The organism is Pseudofrankia coriaricola (genome assembly GCF_032027725.1).
In the GTDB taxonomy this organism is placed as follows: domain Bacteria; phylum Actinomycetota; class Actinomycetes; order Frankiales; family Frankiaceae; genus Pseudofrankia.
This window is the reverse complement of record NZ_JASNFO010000052.1, coordinates 12,380-36,834: the sequence shown is the minus strand read 5'-3', so window position 1 is coordinate 36,834 and position 24,455 is coordinate 12,380. Positions and strand designations below refer to the sequence as shown.

The following is a 24,455-nucleotide window of genomic DNA, read 5'->3' as shown; positions in this document are numbered from 1 at the left end:
AAGGACTGACATCAGTCAAGACATCAACCGATACGGACTGCCTTGGCGCAGGTTCCGGTGCCTCATGGCGATCCCTTCTGGCCCGCGGCGCGCAGCGCCCGGACCTGGGCGAGCGGGTGGAACTCCTGGTTCTCACCCCAGCCCTGTCGCCCGTCCCAGCGCCAGTCGGTGAGAGTCCAGTAGGCGAGTCGGCCCGGCCAGCCGAACCAACGCAGGACTGTCCGGATCTCCCCGATCGCCCGCAGCTCGCGTCCATGCTCGTCGACGGCGTCCAGCACGACACGGGCCGGCGCGTCCCCGCGTCGCTCGAGTACGCGTCGGCTTCCACTAACAAGATCGCCAAGGATTCCGTCGCGGAACAGGTAGCCGTTGCGGACGGACTCGACCCCGGGTTCGTCGGTGGCGAGAGTGATCGCGTGCCAGTGCGAGTCGGGCGACGTGATGGCCCAGAGATAGTCGCCAGGCCGCGTGGCGCCCGGGCGGTGCGGCCCCCAGGTCCGGTCTCGCAGGGAGAAGCAGCCGACGTCGATGCGCTCGCCGTGCAGGACTAGTGACCCGGTGCACCGGCCGGGCTGGTCGAAGTGCCGGGCCCCGCTCGCGATCGACAGAGGATCGCTGCGGATCTCGTGTGGCTCCATGAGCGCCGTCCACTCGAGGTCGAGCTCGAGGCCGAGGTTCGAGTAGGACAGCCGGTAGCGCCGCATCGGGTCGAGGACCTCGTGGCGGAGGCTGTTCGGCAGCTCGACATGTGTGGAGTCGAGGTGCTCGACTGTCGGTTGGAGCCATCGCCAGTCGTAGAAGAGACAGTCGTAGGTCTCTTCGCCGCTGGGGTCCCATACCGCTGGGCCACCGCCCGGGACACCGGTGCGCGGGTCGTAGAAGAAGTAGACGAACCCGATCAGGTTCCGCTCCGGAACCGAGAAATGGAACCACGCGCTTTCGCGCCAGTATGGGTCCGCACCGTGATGGAAGGCTTCGTCGCCGGCATCAAGACCCACAGGTTGCTCCGATGGTCGTGTCATGCGGCCACTCGATGTCCAGCCGCAGCCGGGTCAGGGTTAGCGTGGCGATTCGCCAGCAGCCCCTCTCCTTGCGGTAGGTCTCGTGGTAGTGGCCGCGGCCCAGGATGCTTTTCCAGCCCTCGCGCGGGTGCCGGTCGGCCCATTCGATGACGTCCTGCATGGCCCACACGCCGGTGGCGTGCCGCTCGTCGAGGATCTCGATCTCCCCGGTGAAGCCCTGGTGGCACGACACAGCGGCTGTGAGGCTGGATCGGAGGCTCGCGGCGTAGTTCGCGCCACCCTCCATCCACACGTCACCGCGCGGGGTGATGACCTTCATGTCGTCCGTGAACACGGACGACAGGTCGTCCCAGAGCTTGGAGTCCATGCAGCGGAAGTAGCGGGCCTTGAGGTTGCGGATCTCCTCGATCGCCTCCAGCCGGTCGATCCTGTCCATACACGGCCTCCTCGCTGAGCACGGACTCCACCGGCCACGCCCTCACAGGAAAGTACACGTTCACTCTCTAGCGATCCATCCGGCGTCAGCGATCCAGCCGGTGTCGCCGACGGCCGTCGCCGGTGACAGATGACCCCGTGACTCCGCACTTGCGTATGACTGCTCTCTGTCCGAAATCGGCTATAGCTCCTCGGGCACGTTGGCGGAACGCGTGAGCCGGCGAAGGAAACCTGACGGGGCGCCCCTTGGCGAACACAAATCCCCGGTTCACCGGCCGCCGTCATGCCCGGCAGCGCCCGCGCTCTGGCGCGGCCAGGCGATGGGGATGCGTTCGAGGATGCCGTCGGTGAAGGTGCTGTAGAGGCCGAGCGGTTCCAGGTGGACGTAGCCGATGTGGCAGTCGCACACGTCCAGGGGGCACAGCCGGGGGCGCAGTGCCACGCCGAACGAGCCGTCGTAGAGGTTCCCCAGGACCGTCGGGACGAAATGGCAGCGCCGGACTGTGCCCTCGCCGTCCACGGACACGACGGTCTCCCCGGTCCGGCAGGGCAGGCCACGGCTGGGATGTGGCACGCGGCTGTAGGCGAAGAGCGGGTCGATCTCCGCCCAGTGGGCGGCCTCGGCGTCGGTGTAGGCGCGGCCCTCGGCCGCGTTCACCCACAGGTAAATGTCGGCGGGGAGGTCGGCGCGCAGCTGGCGCGCGGCGTCCAGGTGCTCGGGCTGCCCCACGCGCCGACGCTGTAGCGCACCCCACGTCCGGCCAGGTCAAGGCATCTGCCGAGGAAACGCTCGTACGGCACCTGGCTCGGGTGGTAGGTGCCCCACAACGCGAGCCGGGACAGATCCGCGCCGGCCGTCCAGTCGACGCGATGGCTGAGGTTGGTCTGGATCGCGACGCGTTCGACGTGTGGCAGGCGGCTGAGCTCCACCAGCGCACGCCGGTACCAGGAGCGGGCGAGGCCCTCACCCCAGGGGGGAGCAGCACCGAGACGCAGCCGAGGGCGGCGATCGCCTTCTGGCCAGCCTCGGAGGAGGTGTAGGTCAGGAACGATTTGACCAATGCGGTCTGGGCGGAGTCCAGGCCCCTGGTGCGGACGATCTCGTGGCTCACGAGGTAGATCGGGTAGACGCCGGCGGTGGTGGCGGTATAGCTGTACGTCAGCAGGAGGTCGCGGCCGGTTCCGGCGAGCGTGGCGGAGCTGAGGCCCTTCGTCGCGCCGTCAAGCCGCGCACCGTCCTTGCCGTCGTCCGGCCTGACGGCTTCCTGGCGGAGTCAGGGTCGGCGCATCTGGTAGGTCCGCACCGACCTCGGGTCGATCAGGTCGAGTGTCTGGCCCGCCGGGTAGAGAACCGCGTTGAAGACGCCGGCGCAGAACGAGCCGCCGGCCTGGCGGCCAGGCAGGCCGGAACCGATCGGCTCAGCGGTGCCGGTCTTGGTCGTGAAGGTCAGCTGGTAGGCGTCTGCCGTGACGGTTCCTGAGCAGGACTGTCGGATTCCGTTTCGATGGTTCCCGACCATGACGTAGTCCGCACCGGTGAGATGCCACCGCGCGCCGTCGATCGTCAACTGGTAGTCGGCGCGGCTGCCCGCCAGCGTGTAGCGGTTCACCCAGGGGCCCGCGGCCCGGGCCACCAGCTGGGACGGCGGGTCCTGTGTCTCGGCCGTCCGGCCACCGGGAACGAGCAGCACGCTGATGGTCACCGCGGTCGCCAGGGCCGCGGCGCCGGCCGCGGCCGTCAACGCCCGCCAGCCCCGCCCGCGGGTGGCCGGCGTCTCTGGCGGTGCGGGCGGACCAGCCAGGTCCGCCGGCGGGGGTTGCGGCACGAACCAATCCGTCGTCGCGCCCTGCGCACTCCAGGGCGACGGCGTGGTTGTCGCCGGGGTGGCGGGCGGCCCCGTGGCCCGAACCACGGTGGCCAGCATGGGCTCGCCGCATGGGAACCGCTCGCTCACGATGTCGCGCCTGCTGTCCATGGGCGCCCCCATGCCTGACTTCGGCTGATCAGGAACAGCGCGCATTCTAGCCCGCGGCGGGCCTAGGTGTCTCGGTTTCGTCATCGCGCGGAAACCTGCACGAAACAATGTGATGGAGCGCTCGCTCGCGTCGCGTCGACCCGGCCTCGACGGCGGGGGCCTAATGATCGCGAAAAGGCTGTCGTAGCATCCTGCGATCCCGTTGCCGCCATGGCGCTAACTGCCGAGACTGGGGTGAATGCGATGAGGAGCCAGTGGTCGTTCGAGGTGACCAGCCTCGTTCTCGCGCCCGCGGATATGGTCTGGCGGCGGATCGTGACGCCCGAGGGCATCAACGACGAGATGCGTCCCTGGATGACGATGTCGCTGCCCCGCGGCGTGGGTGAGGTCTCCATCGAGACGATCCGTGTCGGGGTGCCCGTCGGCCGCGCGTGGCTGCGGCTCTTCGGCGTCCTACCGTTCGACTACGACCGGCTGACACTCACCGAGCTCGAGCCGGGCCGCCGGTTCCACGAGGTATCCACCATGCTCAGCATGCGGCGATGGGTCCACGACCGCACCGTCGAGGCCACAACCGACCGCACGGCTGTCGTCACCGATCGGGTCACTCTGGAACCGCGCGTCATCCTGCGGCTCGCGGGCCCCCTGCTCCAGGTCCTGCTCCGTGCCTTCTTCGGACACCGCCATCGCCGGCTACGGCGCCACTTCGAACGGTGACGTCCGGACTCGTAATCCTCCGGTCGTGGGTTCGAGCCCCACCCGCCCCACCCCGCAGCGTGACGAACCGCCTGACCTGCAGAAATAGGTTGGTTCGTACGTTGTGGACGTGCTCGTGCCCGCCGAAACTGCAGGTCGGCGGGCCGGGCAGGTGGTTCGAGCCTCCTTTGGCTCCGTAGCAGCCGACTCCTGTCGGTAGTCACCGCTGCTGGGACTGGGTCAGCATGCGGCTCGTTCGCGGCCTTTGATCCGGACTGGAGACCGCCGGAGCCGGACACACCACCCGCGCCCCTCGTCCACGAAGGCCGGTACCAGCAGGCGCTGGCCGAATACGACCGCCAGGTCGACGAATGGCACCGGCGTGCCGGTGGCACGGCTTCCGATCCGGTGACCGTCGAGCGGGCCAGGCTCGTCACGTGCCCGAAGTGCGGCGCCCCCGAAGCACGCCCGTGCACGGACGCCGCGAAGCCCCGGAAGGCGAATCACCAGGAGCGGCTCCGGCGGTTCCGTGAGTGGATGCAGGAGACCCGCCCCCGGTACCCTCGGCGCGAGACGCTCTGATCATGTCGGCGCGACCGGCCCGGCCAGGGCGCGCCGGCGGGCGGACACCGAGGGCGCGATGTCGCTGAGGGCGATGCGGAACGTCAGCCGGGGCGGCGCCGGGCCTTCGGCCCTACGGGTGTTCCTTCGAGTTGGTGGCGGCTGCGGTGGTGTGCTCCCAGCGCAGGATCAGCTCGGCGAGCGCCTCGACTGCTCTTCGCCGTTCCTCGGCCGTCATGGGTATGGTCTCGACCCGCTCGATGACCATGTGGCGGGCGACGGGTTGTCGTCGTGCTTTCCGGGACGGTCCCGCGCCAGCTTGGATGCCGGCTTCCGTGCTCTCCGTGCGCGGATCGTCCTGGGCGTGGTCGGGACCGGCCATCGGTAGCGTGCCCCCTTGAGGCTCTCTGGCCTGTATCGGCTGTCGGGGCACTCTATTGCTGCTGGGAACGGTTCCTGGGCGACCACGGCGTCGCCCTTCGTCGCCTCCGATGGCTTGTTCTGGTGCCGGGTTGTCCCGGCGCTGGCGCGGTTCGTCCTCGTTTGCCTGTTCCCGGTCCGGGTAAGCGCGTTTCCGGTTCGGCCGGTTGGAGGTCGCGGTTGTCGAGACCCACCAGCTGTCTCCGCGGGCTGTTGGCGTATGAGGTCGATCACCCGACAGGCTAGTTCTAGTTGATCGGATGAGATCATGATGGGTCGTGTGGAGGAGCCGGAACTCACGCGGTTGTGAGCCGGAAGATCGCGGGATGACGGTGCGCGAGTTCTTCGCGGCGCTTGCCTTCATTGCGCGGGACGCGTGGAGCCCTACGCCCCGGTCAGATCTTTACTTGCACTGTGATGTCTGTGGCGGTCCGACCCCGCACTCCAGCTATCGGCGGATCATGTCAGCGACCGAGGTGAATCCGACGCTCGTTGCCGCGCCCCCGGAGCCGGTCTGCGCGGTGTGCCGTGACGCGCATCCGCGCACGCTCGGCGACGAACCGCCCTGCGACACGGCCATGGTGTGTATCGGCCGGCGACGGCGCCGCTGGCGCTCGGGGAGGGTCCCGGCGGCGGTGTGGTGCGCGATTCGAGGTTCCCGCGTCCGCGCCGACCGTGATCTGCCCGTAGTGCAGCACGCAACAGGACGGGCCAGCGAGGCATCAATGACCACGCCGCGGGACTGACATCAACGCTCCCAGGAACCCGAAGATCTTGGTGTCATCGGAGCATGTACTCGGCGCGCGTTCGGTGAAGGCGGCCAAGCTGCCGATAGGTCGCCGCCAGCGGTCCAGCAGCGGGCAGTCAGGCTCGCCGTCTCCGGCTCGTTCAGGCTGTTCGCCGGGACGCGAGCCACGGCCCTGGCATAGCGGTGCAGGATACTCGCCATAGCGATCAGTGACCATGACCGGAAGGTGCTGTGGGCTCGGGCGCACAACACTTGCGCCATGTGCAGGAAGCCACTCGTCGTGGACGGCGACGCGACCAGCCGAGAGTCGGTCGTCGGGCACGAGGCCCACATCGTCGCCCAGTCGCCCACCGGTCCTCGCGGGGCGCAGCTCCCGCTTGATGCGATCGACAGGCTCGACAACTTGATCCTTCTCTGTCCGAACGACCACAAGATCGTCGACGATCAGCCTGGCATCTATCCCGCCGACCGCCTCAGAAAGATCAAAGAAAACCATGAGAAATGGGCGGCCGGGAGGTTCGGAGCTGACCTGATCAGAGTTCGGCGCGACCCAAGGAACCCCCGCTGGTACTCATGCGGCTGCTGGTGACCGGGAGCGACGTCTGGGAGGTGATCGAGGGTAGCCAGGCTTACCGGCTCGGGAACCTCGCCGACGGAGCAGCCGACCCTGAGCTCTGCGACCTTGCCGACGACTTCCTTGACCTGGCACGGGACACGGCCGAGGTCAGCCGGGAGACTACACGACTAGGGGCAGCGGACGATCCGCGAGGCGAGCCGCGTTCTCAGCGCCGAGCTGGTGCAGCTCAGGGAGAAGGGCGTGGTCATGTTCGGAGGACGACGCAAGCTGCTCCTGACCGGCGGCGGTGATGCGCCCACGACCTGGCGGGAGGCCGTCCTGCAAGTGAGCCTCGCGGCAGAGGGCCTCCCAGACACCTGGCATGATCTGATCAAGTAGCGGCCGGGTCTTGGTCAAGCAGACTGGCCTGGAACCGGCCTGTTGGACTCAGGGCCGCATGTAGCGAACCTCTGGCGTCTCGAACTCCGCCGGCGCAACCGTGGCGCATTACGTCCGGCCAGTCCCGCTAAATCGCGGTGCCCATCCGTTGGGACGTCTTTGACTTTCTTTGGGGCGAAGCTGGGCCGTGGTGGGGGTGCCTGAATGAGATCGATCTTCTTAAACAGCTCTACGACTTGGACGCGCTGCCCTCGACGAAATCCTGCCATGCCACCGCCGCCGAGGACATCGCCTGCACCGGGTCGCAGACGTCGACTGGGACGATGGCCGGGTGTTGGGCGCCCCGTGCTTCCAGCTCACCGACGGACCCGACCAGGCGCTGCTGGACTCCGTGGAAAATCTGAGGATCCTTCTGAAGCGAACTCCTGGGTCATTCCGAGGCCGTCATCCTTCTGGCTCGGAAGACCGGCTCGCGATCAATCCTCGGCCTAACGGCAAGCCGCATCGCCAATAATCAAGCAATCGAAGAAACAGTAGGACCCTTCCGCGAGGCACAGGCTCCAGTCGAATATCCTCCTATAACTTGAACGTGTCGCGGCGCACCAGGGAGGGACAACATGAAGCGCTTGAGACCCGAGGATGCGAAGCAGAGGATGATCGAGCGTGGCGTCTGGCCGGTTACGCCGTTCGCGAACACACAGGACAAGTGGCTGTGCGTCTGTATGGCCTGCGGGACGTTTGTCGAGCCGAGATATAACAATGTCGTTAACAAGGGGGCAGGCGGGTGCAGACCATGTGGCACTGTGAGGACGATCGACCAGCTCCGTCTCGATCCGGCTACAGCAAAGGGAGAGATGATTGGGCGCGGCATCTGGCCGATCGAACCGTTTGACAGGACGCTGGCGCCATGGCTCTGCGTCTGCATGGAGTGCGGCTCCTTTGTTTCCCCGACGTATGCCAACGTCGTAAGTCGCGGTCAAGGTGGCTGCAAGGAATGCGCGCGAAGGAGCAACGCCACTGATCCCGATACGGCCAAGGATGCGATGATCGAACGCGGGGTCTGGCCGGTCGCCGGTTTCGTCAATACCAGCGACCCTTGGTTGTGTGTCTGCATGTTATGTGGAAAATTTGTCACGCCGAGATACAACTCGGTTGTACACAAGGGCAACGGTGGCTGCGAGCATTGTGGACGCCGTGAGGTTGATGCCAGCATAGCCAAGGCGACGATGATGGCACACGGAATATGGCCTGTCGCGCCGTTCCGTGGGACAAATGTCCCCTGGCTCTGCGTCTGCATGGAGTGCGGCGAGTTCATCACGCCGCACTATGCAGGAACGGCCTCTCGTTCCTCTGGCTGCAAATTCTGCAAAGGCAAGGCGATAAACCCGAAGGTCGCGATGAAGAAGATGATCGAACGTGGCTATTGGCCGATCGTCGAGATCACATCTTCGCACGCACCCTGCAAATCGATGTGCATGCGCTGCGGAGAGATCGTCACCCCACGCTACGACACCATCGTCAATGCGGGTCAGGGGGGATGCTCCAACTGTGCCACGAGCGGATTCCGTGATACCGAATCCTCCTTGATCTACCTCTTGAGACGCGACTCGGTCGCTAAGGTTGGCATCTGCAATGTTGGCTCCCCGCGGCTGCAACAGCATGCACGGAGAGGTTGGGTCGTATATGCCACATACCTGTTCGCAACCGGGGCCGAGGCAAGGCTGGTAGAGAAGGTAACCGTCGAATCCTGGCGCGCACGGGGAGACGGCTGGAATTTCATCCTCCATCCAGGTGGTGATAGGTATGACGGGTACACTGAGACCGTGTCTCTCGTCCGCCTTGACGGTACTCAGACACCGATCGAGGAAGTCTGGCAGGACATACTTAAGACCATCGAAGACAGATACATATAGCAGGAGCAGATTGTCCGTGACCGAGCAATCTAGCGCCGTTACTAAGAGGTAATTAGATTACTGGAATGGTCGGGGCGCAGTGTGGGATAATTGGGGCATGTCGAAGGAACCCGGCTCCCGTATCTCCCGGCGCAACCTGGAGGACACGCGTCTTCTCGCGTTGAGCGCGATTGATAAGGGGATGCACCCGAAGGATGCGGCGCTGGCCTTCGGGGCGGGTGTCTCCACGGTATACGGCTGGCTGCAGGCGCGGAACGAAGGTGGGCCGGAGGCCCTCAAGGTGAAGATGGCGCCGGGCCGGACACCACGGCTTTCGGACGAGCAGATGTCGCGGCTGTGGAGACTGGTCGTGGGAAGGGACCCGCGGCAGCTGCGTTTCGATTTCGCGCTGTGGACCCGGGACTTGGTCCGCGAACTCATCCGCCGGGAGTTCGGGGTCGAGTACACCCGACAGGGAGTCGGCAGGCTCCTGCACCGGCTGGGGCTGTCGCCACAGCGGCCACTGACGCGGGCGTGGGAACAGGACCACGAGGACGTCGCCCGCTGGAAGCAGGTCGACTACCCGAAGATCCACGCAGAGGCGCAGGCCACGGGCGCGTCGATCTACTTCGGGGACGAGGCGTCGGTACGCACCGACTTCCACTCGGGCACCACCTGGGCGCCGGTCGGCCAGACCCCGGTCGTGCGGGGCACCGGCAACCGGAAGTCCGTCAACATGATCTCCGCAATATCCGCGAAGGGAAAGCTGCACTTCTCCCTCCTCGACGAGAACACCACCTCGGCGACCTTCATCGAGTTCTGCGGGAAACTCCTCCACGACGTCGACGGCCCGGTGTTCCTCATCGTCGACGGCCACGGCGCCCACAAGTCCGCCGCCACCCGAAAGTACGTCGATTCCACGGAGGGCCGGCTGAAGCTCTTCTACCTACCGGCCTACTCGCCCGAGCTCAACCCCGACGAGTGGGTCTGGAAGAACGTCAAGAACGACAATGTCGGAAAGGTCGCCGCCCGCACACTCGACGAGCTGCGCGACGGAATCAAGAAGGCGTTCGCTCGGCTGCTGGAAACCCCCGATGTCGTCCGGGCCTTCTTCCAGGCGCCCGACCTGGCCTATATCGAAATTCCAGTAAGATAGTTTCTCCTTAGTAGAACCTCCTCGCGACCGGCAGCGGCGACGGAACGGTGCGCTTCTGGGACGTGGCTACGGAAGAACCGGTGGCGACATTCAGCGGCAACCGCACAGACGATGTCTTCGGCTTGGTGCTCGGACGGGACGGCACCTGGATGTTGCGGGCCGGCATCGAGAGCACGGTGCTCGTTCAAGACATTTTTCAGACACCGCAGGATGCCTGCGAGCAGGTCGAGGCGAAGTGACCGAGGACGAACTTCGCGCCGCCCTCGGCGGCGAAGCGCCCGAAGCGTGCACCAACCTGCACTGACAGTAAGTATGTGCGGTGAGCCCGCACCAGCCGCTGACCCTCGCACTGCCTGACTTCGGGCTAACGGGATCAGTCGGCCGCCCGGACGATGTCCGGACCGAGACCGCAGAACAACATCTCCGCCGATGTTGGTGGCTCACAGTCGACTACGCCGCAGAGCCTGCCCGGCGTGATCGTTGAAGTCAAGGGTATGAGATCGACTGGGGGTGTCGGCTCGTATCTGCGACACCAGTGACCGCGCCTATCTGCGCCGACGTGCAGCCGTTGCGGAGGGTCTCGGGGGGAGATTGGACGCTGGTACTGAGGCCGCCCCCTGCGTCGTCCGGAAGAGGCAATGCAAAATCGGCTATGAACGGTTCTCGTGAGCGCTGGCGGCACTGCTCACCGGGTGTGAGTAAAAAGTCCGCTGGAGATCAATTGCATGGCCGGTGTGGCGAGATGAACGGCGGCGTGCGCTTCCTCCAACGTTTGCGGTGAGAACCCGATTGGGCCGCCGGGGCGAGTGCTGACCATCCCACAGTCGCCGAATGGCCATCTCTAGAGGCTCAATCGATCCCTCTCCAGATCTATCGAGAAGGATGAAGGTCCACTTGTTTGGCGCGTCCGGCAGGTGCTTGAGGGCCTTGCTGAGGTTCGGCACCACGTCTTTCGGTAGGATCAGCGAGCAGGGAATCTCCTCGCGGGCTTCTGCCGTCTGGCTGCCCCGTTCCGACGCCTTCCCGAGTTCGCTGGTGACCTCCGATCAGGATCGTGGGGTTCCCGTTCCCTGGTTCTGCGGAGGCGGATGTGCTGAGGTTACCGGGAGCAGGCCCAGCGACCTCAGGATGCGTCCGGTGTCGGCCCCGTCGATGATCATGTAAGAGCGGGGGCGCCGGGCGTCGTGGGCGTAGGAGTCCATCATGCCGACCACGCTCGGCTTGATCTGATGACAGTGTTGCAGCACGAGTAGCTCCGCGGGCTCGGTGAACAGCCGGTCGATCTGGTCGCCGTTCTTGCCCAGGGCCTTGACGTCCATCGCGCGAGGGTGGCCAGGCCCCTTGAACAGCCACGCGGCCGATACCTGGCGTCCGCGGGCGAACACCCGTGATGTATAGAGATCGGAGCGTTCGCCACCCCAGTCCTTCGGAACGTGTGACTCGCCAATCAGCCCAGCGAAGGCGCGTTTTACCTTCTCCTCCGGGACCCGCAGAACCGCGTCGAGTTCGGCCTGTGTGAGGGGGGACGCGAAGTCGATTCCGCTGAACTGGCCGATATCGCTGGGGTACACGCGCAGCCCCGGCGCCGGCTCGTCGGCGGCGAGGTCGTCATCGACGAACGACCTAATTCCGATGAAGACCGGTCTAAGCTCGATCCGCTCTGCGGCGAGGTCGGTGACTGTTCCGATCAGGTAGGCCCGCCTGCTACCGGTGAGGCTGCTGGTCGCGGACGAACTGGCCGTCCGCGCGGAGTTGAAGGTGCCAGCCACGTGCACCGGCTTGCCCGCGTCTAGCACCGCCGTGAAGGTGACGGGCTTGAAGCCGGGCGCATCGTGGTCCCGGTCTCGCTGGAAGGCGAACTCCAACTCCGCGCCAAGTACCTGCCCCGAGCGGACGTTCTGCTCCAGGACGCACCTTGCCAGCTCACCGATGCCCAGCGCGGGGAGTGCCTTGGCCAGCTCTGAGGCAAGCGTGTAGGGCAGCGCCGCCGCAGGATCGCTCCTGCGGGCCGCTCGCGCCAGCGCGGACTCCGACCGCTGGTCTCCGAGTAGAGACTGGACCTGATCCTGGTGCAGGAAGTACGGCTCTAGCGCGATGCGCGTCATCGACGACTGGACCCTTTCGGCCGGTGGTGCGGACCAGGTTCGCGGCCTGGCCGCGATGGGGTGCATGCGTAACGGCTACGGGATGTCCTTGAGAAGGCGGAGAAATTCGCCCACGTCCTGCGGTCTGTCCGCCGGGTTGCGGTGGGTTGCCTCCGCCGCTACCGTCCGCCACGGGCTGGTCTCCGGGAGCAGTGGGATGTTCGTCTCCGGAGGCTGCCCAGTCAGGATGGCGCCGATGAGCCGTCCGATGCTGTAGATGTCGGTAGCGGGCGTCGCGTTATGGGGGTTGCCGGATAGCAGCTCGGGAGCTGCGAATCCCTCGGACCCGAACCTCGAGCCGGTGTGTGTGCGGCGGGGAACGCTGGTCTGTCCTCGGGGACGCCGTCCTAGCCCCCAGTCTGCTACGACCCACCGGCCTTGCAGGAGCAGGATGTTCGCGGGCTTGATGTCGCGGTGAGTCCAGCCATCCGCATGGGGTTGGCGCAGGCCCTCACAGGTCGCCTCGACGAGGCCTCGGAGGGCTGTAGTCTCTCGCAGCCGCTCCGCGTGATCGGCTGCGCTGCCATTCGCGTGCGGCATGATGAACCACCGGCTGTCAAGATCAGAATCCAGCACCGGCATGACGTTCGGGTGGGCACCGTACCGCTGCCCCATTTCAATCTCGCGTCCCATGCGGTGCACAGCGTCGTCATCGCCGAAGCGGAGCCGCTTCAGCGCGATAGTGATGCCGGTGAGCTTGTGCACCGCACGGAATACTGCGCCTTGACCACCCTCGTCGATCGGTTCCGGGGACATGCCGTAGTCCGTCCTTTTTCCGCGCTTGAGCCACCGCACAGGGGCCCACGGCGCGTCCTCGCCCGTCCCGGGCAGGGTGCCGTCGGCGAGGAGGACACGGGCGGCCTCAATAGCGTGGTCGCGGTACGGACCACCCTGTCGCGTGGTGAGGATGGTCACCAGTGGCCCGGCGGCGGGATAGGGGGCAAGTTCGGCGGAGAGACGGCGTGCCTCGTCGTCCTGAGCGGCTCGACGGGCAGCACGCTGGTTGGTGTGCTCCTCCGTGGCCGCGTGCAGGTCAGGATGAGGAGACCAGCCACGTGGTGGCAGGACCACCCGGGCGTCGCGGAAGTCACATTCGAGGACGATGCTGCCGCTGCGCGCCAGCGCTGCGGCTATGTCCTCGGCGCGGTCGCCGAACGTGGTCACGACGGACTGCCACCGGTGGGGGCCGCTGGTGACGAAGGCCCACTGGCTGTCGGTCAGGCCGTCCGGGCGGTGCGGTGCCGGGTAGCCTTCGGGCTCAAGGGTGACGCGCGTGATCTTCGGGTTGCCGTTGCGGTCTTTGTTGTAATTGCCGTCGGGTAGGGGGACGGCGTACGTGGTGAGGTCGGGGTAGACGCTGAGGTGGCGCATCGCGAAGCCTCGCGGGTGGTGACGGCCGGTCATTCCGGCTCGCGGTACTCGTTGCCGGTCAGCCAGGCGCGGAGCAGTTCGACGCGTGGGGCATGCTCGTCATAGCCGACGACGACGGGCTGCTCGTTGTACGGGCTGGAGTCTGAGCTGCGGCGCAGCTTGATGTACTGGCCGCAGGCATCGATGGCGTAGGGCTCCATGTCGTCTTGCAGTGCCCCGACGACGGTGATGCCGCTGTCCCTGCCGATTTGCCCGAGCAGGGCGACCGTCTCGCGGCGATGCTGCTTGCCGAGGTTGCGGCCGAGTTCGTCCAGGACGAGCACCAGCGGGCGGCCTGTGCCGCTCGCGACCGCAGCAGCGCAGACGAGCTTGATCGCTCGGTCGTCGATCTGCGCGGTATTGGCTCGCCGATTGTAGAGGATCGGGCGCTGACCCTCGGCGCGTCGCCACATCGGCGTGACCTTCCAGTCCCACGCTTCGGTGGGGTCGGCCGGCGGCGGAGGCTCGTCGTACTGGAGCGAAGCCCCATACCCGCCGTATGTCTTGTCGAGCCGGTCGAACTCGCCTGCTACGTCAGCCAGCTTCTTCTTGATGGCGGAGGTGAGCGCCCCGCGGTATGCCCGGCTGGCCTGGACCGCCTCCTCGTGGCCGAGTCGCGCGGCGTCGAGGCTCTTGTGGCGTTCCTCGCGCTGGATGCCGATCTGCCGGCGCTCGTACTCGTCGCTCTGTTCATGGAGGCGCAGGTGCACGTGGAGTGCGTGGCGCAGCGAGGCGAAGGCGGTCTGTGCCCGCCGGCTGCTGCCGGGTCCGCGCTGGCTGAACTCTGCCCACAGGCTGGTGATCTCCGTCGGCATGCTGGCCGAGGCGGAGGGTGGGAAGCACTCGGAGACTGCGGTGGTGATCAGGCCCCGGGCATCCTCCCACCAGTCGTCGGCCGTGCAGGACTGTTGGCTGTCCGGCAGGGCGAGCAGGTGCGCGCTGGCAGAGTCGGGGGTGCCGTCCCAGTCGGCGGCCAGTTCCGGGAGACCAAGCTGCGATCGTTCGTCCTCGAGGCTCTCGCGGTGCTTGCGCCGGGTCTTGTTCGTATCATCGAGGGCGGTCTTCTGACGCCGCAGCGACTCGATCTGCTGCTGTCGGACGCCCACCAGGCGGAGTACCTCGTCCCGCTCGGCTATCGCCGCGCTGAGCGCCGGTGCGAGTTTCGCGCGCGCATCCCTGGCGGCCTCGTCTTTCTTCCGCAGGCCGCCGATTTCCCTGTCCAGCCGGCCGGCCTCGGCTGCGGCTCGTGCGCCTTTCTGCCGACGCTTGGCCGCGGCGACGAGCCGCCCGGCGGCCTCCTGTCCGTCCTTGGCCTTCTGGTGGCTGCGGGATTCCCGGTCGACGCGGTCCCGTGCAGCGGCGATGCGGGCGGCGCGGCCGGTCACCGGCTCGGGAAACCCACCGACGATCACGATCCCCGCATCGTCGTGGACACGGTCGGGCTCGCTGCGGGCCATGGTCCGCGCGTCGAGGGCCGCCAGGAAGCCGCGGAGGTCGTACTGCGGGTCGGCGTTGCCCGGCAGCCTTCCGGGCAACGCGCTCGTGGCAAGGTTGGCAGCGATCAGGATCGAGCCGGGCATGTCCGCCAAGAGCACGCTGGCCCTGTCGAGTTGGCCGGAGTCCACGACGGCCGCCTCGCGGTACGGCCAGAGGGCTGGCTCCCACAGCGGCCTTTGCCAGTCGTCGAGGATGACGGCGTCGAGCAGACCGATAGCGCGGATGCCCTCGGCGGCGAGGAGGTCGATCTGCTGCCGGGCCAGGTCCCTGCCGCTTTCGGCGTCCAACAGTCGCGCTTGGGCGTCGGCGAGTGTGCTCTCGGCGACGCCGACCGCCTTGATCGCCCCCTCCAGAACAGAGTCCGCATCGGAGCGTTCCTGGTCGGCGGTATCCTCGTCACGGCCGTCGGCGTCGCGGGCCGTGTCCTTGGCTGCGCGCAGGCGGCGGTCGGTCTCCTCGATCTGCTGCACGAGGGTCGCGATCTGGTTGCCTAGCTCGCGGTCATCGCCGTCGAGCGCGCCGAACGTGGTCACCGCTGCCTGCTGCCGCTGCGTGAACGCCTCGTCATCGGCCAGCTCCGCCACCTGCCCGACCAGCTCCCGTACCTTTTCGCTGTCGCGGTCGATCGCGGTGCTGATCTCGGCGATATCTGCCTGGATCTCGGCGCCACGCTGGAGGGCATCAAGTAGCAGCCGTGCCGTGCGCGACCGCCAGCGCCCGGCCGCTTCCGTGACGTTCCCGCGCGCCCGGTCCCGGGCGTCGATGCCGTCCTCGATGACCTGGGCGCGCTCCTCCCAGGACGCCAGCACGGACTTGGCGTCGCTGGCTTCCTTCTGACGGTCGTACTCGTGGCGGCGGGCCTGGCGTTCCGTCTCCAGCTCGTGGTCGATGCCGGTGAGCGCGGCGATCGCCTCGAAGATCCGCCGCTCGGAGATCTCATTCAGTGGCTGGGCGAGCAGGTTCGGGGTGGCGCTGGCTCGCACGGATGTCGACAGGAACGACACGCATCGGACGTGCTCGCCGTAGAGGGTACGGGGCAGGTCGCGGGCCCCGACGTCGTGCCGTCCGGCACGTGGCGGCAGGGCCTGCCAGAGCGAGTCGGCTGCGTGCTCCCGTTCGGCTTCGCTGTTCCCGGTGGGCAGGTGCAGGCCATCCTGCCAGCGCAGCTTCAGCCGGGGCCCTTTCTGGCTGCTGCGGTCGATGCGGACCCACACGGTCAGGGCGCTTGCCTGGAGCTGTTTCAGCGTCCCGGCGGCGGGAGCGAACACGCCGATGAGGTACCCGTGGTCGGCGTTGCCCCAGCGGTCCTCGCCGCCGGCGTCCTCGGCGTTGAACAGCAGGTCGACCGCGGCGGACGCACCTGAGCCGAAGCGCCACTGCTCATCGGCGTGCAGCAGGCTGACCTGGGCAATCAGCGAGGACTTTCCCGCCCCGTTGGAGTCCTTCGGCCCCTGGCCAGCCACGGCGATGAGGGTGCCGGCGGCGACCGGGACGGGATGCGTGGACAGCCGGGAGATCCGCACGCTCTGCAGGCCGACCAGGACACGGTTGCCGACGATGTCCTCTGCCTGCGGCGTGCCGCCGCTCATAAGCCGCTCCTGGGGAGATGAGTTAACTCTGGGTACGGCTCAGGTTCCTGCGGACCGTGATCGCTGTGGCGAGCGCGGTATCCGGGCCAACAGCCAAGATCAGGTTCTCCTGCAGGCGCTGGCGCGCGGCCGGAGTGAGCCGGCGCAGCGCCGGCCCCGGGACGTAGGAGGCGCCGGCCATCTCGGGATCGGCGCCGCGTACCACGCGGATCAGCCCGGCTGCGCGTAGCCACTGGAGGGCATCGGACAGGCGCCGCTGCCTGTATACCTGCGATAGCTTCCGCAGGCTGGTCGGGGTGGTTGGATAAGGGGAATCCCAGTCGTCCCTGGCTAGGCGGCCCTCTGCCTGGGGGATCGCGACCGAGTGAATGAGCACCAGTGTTAGCGCGGCCCGCTCCAGCGGCGGAAGTACGCCCCACCCATTCGCCGCGAGCTCGGTGGCAATGTCGTCGCGGTATCCCGAGGTCCACAGGTAAGCGCCTGCGTGGACGAGAGTGCGGCCGGTTCGGCGCAGCATTTGGTCAAGGAGATGACGCAGCGCCGCGTCTCGGAGCGCGGGCAGCGCGGCCTCGCTGGCAGGCTCACTGCTGTACTCCAGGGCCGCCCAGGCGGCCACCAGCGCGTCGCGCTGCTTGTCGCCGAGCGGCTGGAGCAAGTCGTCGAACAAGCCGCTCACCCGTCCGGCCCCGGGTCGGGCCGCGGACACGGCAGCTCGCGGCATAGCGCCCGCAGCGCGGGAAGGTCCTGGTCCGGCCAGGTAGCCACCCGGGGGCCGAGGCTAACCTGCTGCGCCTCATCATCGACGTCCAGCCACCAGCTGGCGTGCAGGCGGCGGAGCGCCCCCCTCCCGAGACGGTGCAGCACCTCCTCCCCGCGTCGGGGGACGAGTTGGTCCACCACGTCCAGCACGTCGCGCACTGTCGCCAGTTGCCCCGGCCAGGGGTTTGCCTGCGCGTCGGTCCAGCAGCAGCGCAACGCCGCGGCCAAGACCCGGCTGGTCTCGTTCGGGTGCTCCGCTGGGAGCGCCTGCATGCGCAGCTCGCGCAGCACGGTCGGGGTCACGTCGTCGGGCGGGCGAGGCAGCAGCCAGCAGTGCTCACCACCCCGCTCCACCAGCCGGCGCATGCCAACCGGGGTACGGGTCGCCGACGGCACGCGCAACGGTCCCTCCGCCCGCGCCCGCGCCCACCACAGCGCCGCGTCCGCGCCGCTCACGCAGGCGTCCGCGTTCGCTCGAATACGCCGTGGGTAAGCCAGGACGGCACGCTGCCCGGTCGCACCTCGACCGTGCCGGACCACACCAGCCGGTAGCCGAGCCGGGCGTTGTTACTCACGGCAACCAGGTCGGCCAGCACGCGGCGCGCCGTTACCCAGTCCGTGTCCGACAGCAGCTGCTCGACAGCAACAGCGTCACTGCCGCCGAGCACCTCCTCTGCGATAGCTGCCAGCCGCTCGGCCTCCACGTCGGACCACTCGCTCGGGAGCTGCTCGTCGCCGTCGGGAACCCGGGAACGCGGCGGCGTCGAACGGCCGCTGGCCGGCCGCGGCGTCCCGGCCACGGCCTCTGCCAGGTCGGCAGCATCGTGCCATGGAGCAGGCGCGTCGAAGACCTGGTCGGCCAACACCGCCGCGAGTTCGTCCACGTGCGCCCGCCGCGCGAAGCGCTTCCACATCTCGGGCGGCAGAAGGTCCAGCGCCCGTGAGGTGCCCGCCGCAGCCATCAGACGCGCCGACGCGTTCGTCGAGGCATCCTCATAGGCGGCGATCGCCGAGCGCAGCTGCCCGCACCAGCGGCCCAGTTCCGGCCCGACCACCAGCAGGATCTCATGCACCTCGGACGCCCGATCGATCAGCGACTTCGCGTTCCACAGCAACGGGGCGCGCTCCCGCAACTCCTCCACTGTGCCGCTGACAGTCAGCGCCACAAGCTCAGCGACCAGAAGCCGCAGCGCCGTCGTGACCCCGACCGCAACCTCGCGAGCCTCCTCGACAGTGCCCTGCCCGCCCTCCAGCCTGATCTTCTCCATCGTCAGGAGCTGGTGCAGCTCCGACTGGCCCCCTCGGGCCAGCATCCGCTGGACGAACAGCATCGACACATAGCTGGTGAACGACGCCCGGTACACGCGCTGGTAGGGCTTACCGAACGCTGGCTGGATAGCACCGAGCCTCCGCAGGACACCCACGCGATTTTCGATCACGTCAGCCGGGAACGCGGCACACGCCGACCTGATCTGCTCCGCAGTCAGCCCGTCCTCGCCCGCACGGGCAAACGCTGCGAACAACGTGTCCGCCAACCGGAACAAGGCCGCGTCGGTAATCGCCGCGTCTGCCTGGCGCGCCAGCACAGCAACAATCTGCTCGAACACAGAAACGACAGCATGCTCGGCCGCCACCGCATCCAGCCCAAGCTGCCCATCCACCACATCATCACTATATAAGCCTAGCCCGACAACCTTAGGTGACAGCCGGGGCTGGGTGGCGCTCAGGCGGCCCAGCCGGCGGCAAGCTGCACGCGGTCCGCACGGTGCATACAAGGGCATGGCACCGTTGCCTGCTCACCGCCGCCACAGCTGGTCACGCCGACGACGCGTTCGCGCTGGCCGCGGGCACGACGCTCGCCCACCGCACGCAGATCCTGCGGACGGTCGCCGACCGCGACCAGCCAGCGCTGCTCGCCGACCTCGCCCTCCTCGCGGCCACCGGCGCCACCAGCCCAGCCGACCGCGCTGACGCCGTCGTGCATCTCGCGCTCGCACACGCGCTCGACACCCCGACCAGGCCGTCACCGTCGCGGACGACACGCACCGCGCTCGCCGCCACCGCGCTCGCCGCCTGGGCCGGCAGGCGCGATGGTTCGAGCCTCGTCTGGCTTCAAAGCAATCGATTGCCCTTGGTAACGGCTGAGTCTCGGCAGTGGGCCGTGTCCCAGCACCGTGCGGACGACGTGGGTTTCCGGACTGGTGCGCTGTGGCATTGCGTCCCAACGACCCGATGGAACCCTCGATCCGCTGTCCCAAGTGCGCGTCCCACCCAGTGATCTCGGGCTGGAGGCATAGCACCTGGCGGGGGCCAGTCCCTAACCTGTCTACATCACCCTTAAACCGGGCGAACCGGACCGGCGAGGCGTGCGGATGTGCCACCCCTTGGGGGCGTCCGGGGGGACGTCGATGATGATGGGTCCGTGAGCACGTACAAAATCGTCTTGTTGCTGACTTGCATGGCCGTTTGCGTGACGGCTGCCGTTCTCGCGGTGACTGGCGAGAACCCGGGCACCTGGATCGCCACCGCCGTCGCGGCAGTCGCCGGCGTCGCCGCCGTCGGCGTGGGGGTTCTAGCTTTGTTGTCGGCTACCGGCTCCGGCAGGCAGGTCGAGGTGAAGGACACCGGCGATGCGACGGCGACCGGCGTAGCGTCTCGGGCTGTTACCGGGATCGCCGGGACTCCAGGGAAGTCGACACTGCGGGTGGATGTGACCGGGGAGGCCGACGCCACCAGCGGAGGGCAGGCGGTTTCCGGAGTGGACCTGAGCTGACCGGGCGGCCGCGCTGGTGTCAGGCGGGCGGGGCGAAGATGGCAGACAAGGTGACGGTGCGTGGGACTGGTCCCGCGACAGCGAGCCACGGTGGGTTGGCAATCAGCGGCCATGTCGGAAGCGTCACCCTCGGACCGGTAGTTCGGTCGGCTTACAAAGAGCAGGTTGCGCGGATCGCGCCAGAACAACTGGTCGGGCGAGAGCAGGAACTCGCCGAGTTGACCGAGTTCTGCACGCGGCCGGATCCATCGCCGACGTACTGCTGGTGGCGGGCATCGGCGTGGTCCGGGAAGTCAGCGCTGCTGTCGTGGTTCGTGCTGCACCCGCCGCCGGCGGTTCGGGTGGTGTCGTTCTTCGTGACGGCCCGTTACGCCAGCCAGAATGACCGGAACGCGTTCATCGACGTGCTGATGGAACAGCTCGCTGACATGCTAGGCGAGCCTATGCCGGCCTTCCTGACCGAGGCCACCCGGGAGCCCCACCTCCTCGGAATGCTGAAGCAGGCCGCTGAAGCCTGCCAGCAGGGAGGCGAGCGGTTAATCCTACTCGTCGACGGACTGGATGAGGACCTTGGCGCGAGTGGTCCACAGGGGCACAGCATTGCCTCGCTCCTGCCGGCCCGCCCACCGGCAGGCCTGCGGGTCATCGTATCCGGTCGGCCGAGCCCACCCATTCCGCGCGATATCGACGATCTTCATCCGCTGCGCGAACCAGGAGTCGTACGAGAGCTGTCGACGTCCGAGTTGGCGCGAGTTGTCCGCGCCGACATGGAACGCGAACTCGAGCGGCTCCTGGAAGGAACACCCGACGAACGCGACCTACTAGGTATACTCACCGCTGCGGGTGGTGGCCTAAGCGCCGCAGACTTGGCGCAGTTGACCGGGCTGGCGCCGCGGCAGATCGCCAAACAGCTGGGGACCGTGGCTGGACGCAGTTTCACCGTCCGAAGCAGTGGTTGGCAACCAGGCTCGGGACCAGCCATGTACGTCTTGGGTCATGAGGAGTTGCAGAAGACAGCCGTGACCGAGTTCGGCGGCCAGCAGCTCGCGGAATACCGACAGCGGCTACATGCCTGGGCGGAGTGTTACCGCGAGCGACGTTGGCCACCGGACACACCCGAGTACTTGCTCCGCGGCTACTTCCAGCTTCTGCACGCCGCAGAGGACCTCTCTCCTCTGATTGCCTATGCCACCGACCGAGCCCGCCATGACCGCATGCTCGATATTTCGGGCGGAGACAACGCCGCTCTCAGCGAGATCACCACTGCTCAGGACGTGGTCCTCACCCAGCCCGAACCCGACCTGCGGGCTATGGCCCGGCTGGCCGTCCACCGCGACGCCCTCGCTGACCGGAACACCAACGTTCCCACCAGTCTGCCCTCGGCCTGGGCGCTCCTTGGTAATCCAATCCGCGCCGAATCTATTGCCCGGTCGATCGTTGACCCAGGTCGGCAAGCCGAGGCGTTGACAATCCTGTCAGTCACGCTGGCTGAGACGGGGATGCATGACCGGGCCGAGGCTCTTGCCCGCACGATTAGAAGCACCTACCGGCGGATAAGGACGCTGGCAGCCGTTGCCGGGGCGCTTGACCAGGAAGGCATGCATGATCGAGCCGCATCGCTAATCGGCGAAATTGAAACCCTCGCGCGGTCGATCACGATTCCGGATCTACGGGTTCGCGGACTCGCTACTCTGGTGGGCATACTCGCCCAAGGTGACATGCGTAACCGAGCCGCGTTGCTAATCGGCGAAACCGAAACTTTCACGCAGTCGATCACAGACTCGAGTGCGCAGGCACGGGCGCTGAGGGGGATGGCGGAAGCGCTTGCCTGGGCCGGGCTGTACGACCGGGCCGAGGCCGTCACCCGCTCGATCGCGAATCAGGATCTGCGGGCCGACGCCCTAGTCGCTCTGGTAGCAGCGCTCGCTCGAGTCAGCCGGTACGACCGGGCCGAAGCCGTGGCACGGTCGATCACCCGCCCCATCCGGCGCGCCGAGGCGCTGACAGCCTTGGGGGAAGCGCTTGTAGAGGCCGGTCTGTACGATCGGGCCGAGGCCGTCACCGCCTTCATTGTGGACCAGGACCTGCGAATAGGCGCTCTCGTTGCCCAGGTAGGAGCGCTCGCTCGGACTGGCATGCACGAGAAGGCCGAGGCCATTGCGCGGTCGATTACGCACCCAAAGTGGCGTGCGGAGGCGCTGACCGGCTTTGCTAGCGGACTGGCGCAGTCCGGGGAACACGACCAAGCCTCGTCCATCCTCAATGAGACAGAATCTCTGGCGCGCTCGATCACGAATTCCGACAGGCAGGCGAAATGCCTGGCTGCCGTGGCCGCGGCACTCGCACAGACCGGCGAGCACGATCAGGCCGAGGTCGTCGCCCGCTCGATGACCAACCTGCGGGAACGGGCGCTGACGGCCCTAGTCGGAGCGCTCGCCCAAGCTGGTATGTACGACAGGGCTAGGCGGCTCGCCCGATCGCAATATTCCGCAGAGCGGCAGGCCGAGGCGCTGGCGGTTGTAGCCAAGATGCTGGCACTAGCAGGCCTGCACGACCAGGCTTCCTCCGTATTCAGCGAAGCTGAGGCGCTTGCCCGGTCAATTACCAACCCAAACTCGCAGGCGCGGATCCTGGCCAGCCAGGTCGGGGCGCTTGCGCTGGCCGGAAAGCATAAACAAGCTGAACTGCTCTCCCGTGAGCTCACCCACCCTAGTTGGCAGCCACGGGCCGTGGCTGCGCGTTCCGGAGCGCTTGCAAAGATTGGACAATACGACCAGGCCGAGGCGCTCGCCCTCTCAATTTCTAATCCAAACAGGCGGGCGGAGGCGCTGGCTACCTTGGTCAAGGAGCTTACACAGGGCGGTATGTACACTCGAGCCGAGGCGCTCGCCCGCTCTATCTCCCACCCGTACCGTCAAGTGCATGCCCTCTGCGATCTGGCCAGGGAGCTTGCCCGGGTTGGGATGTACGAGTGGGCCAAGGCACTCACCGCCCCGATCACAACCCCGAGCGGGCGCGCACGTGCACTCGCCGCGCTGGCGGGTGGAATCGCCCAGGCTGGCATGTACGACCAGGCCGAGATGCTCGCCCGCTCGATCGAAAGACCAGCTCATCAAGCGAACGCTCTGGCTTCAGTGGCTCAAGCACTTACTCAGGCAGACTTGTACGACCGTGCCGAAGTAGTTGCCCGCTCGATAACAGACCTGAACCGCCGGGCCGATGCCCTGAGCACTTTGGCGAAAACCGCCTCCTCCCAACCTGCGGCACGCAGGTTTGTCTTGCTTGCTCTCCGGACGAGTTCTTGGTCCATACCTCTGCACGCCCTTGTGCATGTCGAACCCGATGTTGTGCGGAGTATCGCCGACGAGTATACAGCTCTGCTCTCCGTGGAACATGTCTGAACCTCGATCCACCGATGAATTTCTGTGATCTCCAGGTGATCAATTTCCGGCTGAAGTGGATCTTCTTTGTTGCGGGCTCGGTCGGGTGGGCGTGACGTGTCTGCCGCATAAGGAGGCTCCGCCACAGACAGGTCGACCGTCGGCGCGACGAGGAACGCCACGTACGCCGGCACCCCCAAGCGGATACCGAGCGTAGCGTCGGGTAGGCCAGGCGCATTGCTGCGCCTTGCCGTTGAGCGTGCAGTACACCGCCTGAACAGCGTCCTGGCAGCCGCGTCCGGGCCGGAAGCCGTACGACTTCGGCTCGAACCGCGCTTCCCACTCGGGTTCCAACGCGTTCTTCACCCGTGCCTGCCGCACGCGATCAGAAATAACGGGAATCCCGAGCGACCTTCGGATAGCCGCTTTCTCGCGCCGTCTTTCCGTCAAACGGCGTATCAGGGCGTGGGCCGCCCAGCATCCAGCACAGCTCGTCGCCATCGACGTCCTTGCCGACGCGGGACGGACCTGCGACCACCGCCCCTGTCGGCCCGGCGGACCCTGCTCGCGGACACGCTCAGCGGCCTGGGGCCGTCGGTGACGATCTGCCCGAAGACAGCCGACGTCACGACTGCCGAGACCGACCCTGCGCCTCTGTCGGCGCGCCCCGGGCTAAAGCGGCAGCTGCAGCGGTCGGTCGCCGACGCCGCCGCCGCACGGGTGTCGTGCGGGAGCGCAGCTGGGGTCTGCGCGACGACCGAGGTGGTGAAGCCGGAGAATGAGGCGAGGTGCACGGCGAAGACCACCCGGCGGACCACCGCAGATAGCCGGTCGTATCCGTGGACGTCGCGGAAGTAGTCGGCGAACCGACCAAACGCAGGGTGATCTTTTCGCTGACTTCGGACGACCGACTCCTCGCACGGTCGTCCACTCTTCGATCGCGTCGGGGGCGTCGACCGGCAGCGGGACAGCCTTCGTGAAGGCGATCTCCGGCGATCAGGCTGGGGCAGAGCGGGGGGTCGTCGTGGGCTGCACGAATGCC

General features: G+C 67.1%; 23 protein-coding genes and 1 pseudogene. 11 read left to right on the top strand and 13 right to left on the bottom strand.

All coding sequences use genetic code 11. The features are described from left to right. Positions 1-62: 62 nt before the first annotated feature. The 5 genes from QOZ89_RS26785 to QOZ89_RS26765 form a co-directional block, all read right to left on the bottom strand. On the bottom strand, positions 63-998 hold the full coding sequence (locus QOZ89_RS26785) for a DUF7064 domain-containing protein (RefSeq protein ID WP_083418604.1): 936 nt from the start codon (positions 996-998) through the stop codon (positions 63-65). Next, positions 988-1,458: a nuclear transport factor 2 family protein gene (locus QOZ89_RS26780; RefSeq protein ID WP_071048797.1), complete on the bottom strand. Its 471-nt coding sequence runs from the start codon at positions 1,456-1,458 to the stop codon at positions 988-990. The genes QOZ89_RS26785 and QOZ89_RS26780 overlap by 11 nt, the downstream gene beginning before the upstream one ends. 267 nt (positions 1,459-1,725) lie before the next feature. Next, positions 1,726-2,187, bottom strand: a complete 462-nt coding sequence (locus QOZ89_RS26775) for a hypothetical protein (protein WP_241841716.1) — start codon at positions 2,185-2,187, stop codon at positions 1,726-1,728. Beyond that, the gene (locus QOZ89_RS48405; protein ID WP_241841715.1) at positions 2,112-2,387 is read right to left on the bottom strand and encodes a hypothetical protein; all 276 of its coding nucleotides are present in this window, start codon (positions 2,385-2,387) and stop codon (positions 2,112-2,114) included. The genes QOZ89_RS26775 and QOZ89_RS48405 overlap by 76 nt, the downstream gene beginning before the upstream one ends. A 344-nt stretch (positions 2,388-2,731) precedes the next feature. Continuing rightward, positions 2,732-3,433, bottom strand: coding sequence for a hypothetical protein (locus QOZ89_RS26765; protein ID WP_312626079.1), 702 nt, complete (start codon positions 3,431-3,433; stop codon positions 2,732-2,734). Between the two features lie 243 nt (positions 3,434-3,676). Here QOZ89_RS26765 and QOZ89_RS26760 point away from each other — a divergent pair, with 243 nt between their 5' ends. Then, the gene (locus QOZ89_RS26760) at positions 3,677-4,150 is read left to right on the top strand and encodes an Rv1443c family protein (RefSeq protein ID WP_071048794.1); all 474 of its coding nucleotides are present in this window, start codon (positions 3,677-3,679) and stop codon (positions 4,148-4,150) included. 387 nt (positions 4,151-4,537) lie between these two features. After that, on the top strand, positions 4,538-4,711 hold the full coding sequence (locus QOZ89_RS48400) for a zinc finger domain-containing protein (protein ID WP_491723674.1): 174 nt from the start codon (positions 4,538-4,540) through the stop codon (positions 4,709-4,711). Between the two features lie 112 nt (positions 4,712-4,823). Here the strand turns inward: QOZ89_RS48400 and QOZ89_RS26755 are convergent, their stop codons facing one another. Beyond that, positions 4,824-5,072, bottom strand: a complete 249-nt coding sequence (locus tag QOZ89_RS26755) for a hypothetical protein (protein ID WP_312626077.1) — start codon at positions 5,070-5,072, stop codon at positions 4,824-4,826. A gap of 1,066 nt (positions 5,073-6,138) precedes the next feature. Between QOZ89_RS26755 and QOZ89_RS26750 the strand changes: the two genes are divergently transcribed. From QOZ89_RS26750 to QOZ89_RS26730, 7 genes and pseudogenes are all read left to right on the top strand, one after another. After that, complete coding sequence (locus tag QOZ89_RS26750) at positions 6,139-6,447, top strand: hypothetical protein (RefSeq protein WP_312626075.1); 309 nt, start codon at positions 6,139-6,141, stop codon at positions 6,445-6,447. A gap of 228 nt (positions 6,448-6,675) precedes the next feature. After that, positions 6,676-6,813: a hypothetical protein gene (locus tag QOZ89_RS26745; protein WP_312626073.1), complete on the top strand. Its 138-nt coding sequence runs from the start codon at positions 6,676-6,678 to the stop codon at positions 6,811-6,813. A gap of 137 nt (positions 6,814-6,950) precedes the next feature. Next, on the top strand, positions 6,951-7,217 hold the full coding sequence (locus QOZ89_RS48395) for an AbiJ-related protein (RefSeq protein ID WP_491723673.1): 267 nt from the start codon (positions 6,951-6,953) through the stop codon (positions 7,215-7,217). A 399-nt stretch (positions 7,218-7,616) separates the two neighbouring features. Further along, positions 7,617-8,726, top strand: a complete 1,110-nt coding sequence (locus QOZ89_RS26740; protein WP_312626071.1) for a hypothetical protein — start codon at positions 7,617-7,619, stop codon at positions 8,724-8,726. A 97-nt stretch (positions 8,727-8,823) separates the two neighbouring features. Beyond that, the gene (locus QOZ89_RS26735; RefSeq protein WP_312626069.1) at positions 8,824-9,861 is read left to right on the top strand and encodes an IS630 family transposase; all 1,038 of its coding nucleotides are present in this window, start codon (positions 8,824-8,826) and stop codon (positions 9,859-9,861) included. A gap of 14 nt (positions 9,862-9,875) precedes the next feature. Beyond that, positions 9,876-9,923: pseudogene (locus QOZ89_RS47645) on the top strand (WD40 repeat domain-containing protein); the annotation flags it as partial. A gap of 18 nt (positions 9,924-9,941) precedes the next feature. Beyond that, positions 9,942-10,100, top strand: a complete 159-nt coding sequence (locus QOZ89_RS26730) for a hypothetical protein (RefSeq protein ID WP_312626067.1) — start codon at positions 9,942-9,944, stop codon at positions 10,098-10,100. An 807-nt stretch (positions 10,101-10,907) separates the two neighbouring features. Here QOZ89_RS26730 and QOZ89_RS26725 read toward each other — a convergent pair. From QOZ89_RS26725 to QOZ89_RS26695, 7 genes are all read right to left on the bottom strand, one after another. After that, the gene (locus tag QOZ89_RS26725) at positions 10,908-11,966 is read right to left on the bottom strand and encodes a hypothetical protein (RefSeq protein ID WP_312626065.1); all 1,059 of its coding nucleotides are present in this window, start codon (positions 11,964-11,966) and stop codon (positions 10,908-10,910) included. Positions 11,967-12,041: 75 nt separating this feature from the next. Next, a complete protein-coding gene (locus tag QOZ89_RS26720; protein ID WP_312626063.1) occupies positions 12,042-13,376 on the bottom strand; it encodes a serine/threonine-protein kinase in 1,335 nt (444 codons plus the stop codon). 29 nt (positions 13,377-13,405) lie between these two features. After that, entirely contained in the window at positions 13,406-16,501 is a 3,096-nt protein-coding gene (locus tag QOZ89_RS26715; protein WP_312626061.1) for a coiled-coil domain-containing protein, read from the bottom strand. Between the two features lie 22 nt (positions 16,502-16,523). After that, positions 16,524-17,177 carry a hypothetical protein gene (locus QOZ89_RS26710; protein WP_312626059.1) on the bottom strand — a complete coding sequence of 218 codons (654 nt, stop codon included), beginning with the start codon at positions 17,175-17,177 and terminating at the stop codon, positions 16,524-16,526. Continuing rightward, positions 17,174-17,716 carry a hypothetical protein gene (locus QOZ89_RS26705; protein WP_312626057.1) on the bottom strand — a complete coding sequence of 181 codons (543 nt, stop codon included), beginning with the start codon at positions 17,714-17,716 and terminating at the stop codon, positions 17,174-17,176. The genes QOZ89_RS26710 and QOZ89_RS26705 overlap by 4 nt, the downstream gene beginning before the upstream one ends. Next, positions 17,713-18,921 carry a hypothetical protein gene (locus QOZ89_RS26700; protein WP_312626055.1) on the bottom strand — a complete coding sequence of 403 codons (1,209 nt, stop codon included), beginning with the start codon at positions 18,919-18,921 and terminating at the stop codon, positions 17,713-17,715. Before QOZ89_RS26700 ends, QOZ89_RS26705 begins: the two co-directional genes overlap by 4 nt. A gap of 62 nt (positions 18,922-18,983) precedes the next feature. After that, positions 18,984-19,259 carry a hypothetical protein gene (locus QOZ89_RS26695; protein ID WP_312626053.1) on the bottom strand — a complete coding sequence of 92 codons (276 nt, stop codon included), beginning with the start codon at positions 19,257-19,259 and terminating at the stop codon, positions 18,984-18,986. Positions 19,260-19,682: 423 nt separating this feature from the next. On the opposite strand from QOZ89_RS26695, the gene QOZ89_RS26690 reads away from it, so the two are divergent. Then, positions 19,683-20,033 carry a hypothetical protein gene (locus QOZ89_RS26690; RefSeq protein ID WP_312626052.1) on the top strand — a complete coding sequence of 117 codons (351 nt, stop codon included), beginning with the start codon at positions 19,683-19,685 and terminating at the stop codon, positions 20,031-20,033. Positions 20,034-20,128: 95 nt separating this feature from the next. Then, on the top strand, positions 20,129-23,434 hold the full coding sequence (locus QOZ89_RS26685) for a hypothetical protein (RefSeq protein ID WP_312626050.1): 3,306 nt from the start codon (positions 20,129-20,131) through the stop codon (positions 23,432-23,434). Positions 23,435-24,455 lie beyond the last annotated feature (1,021 nt).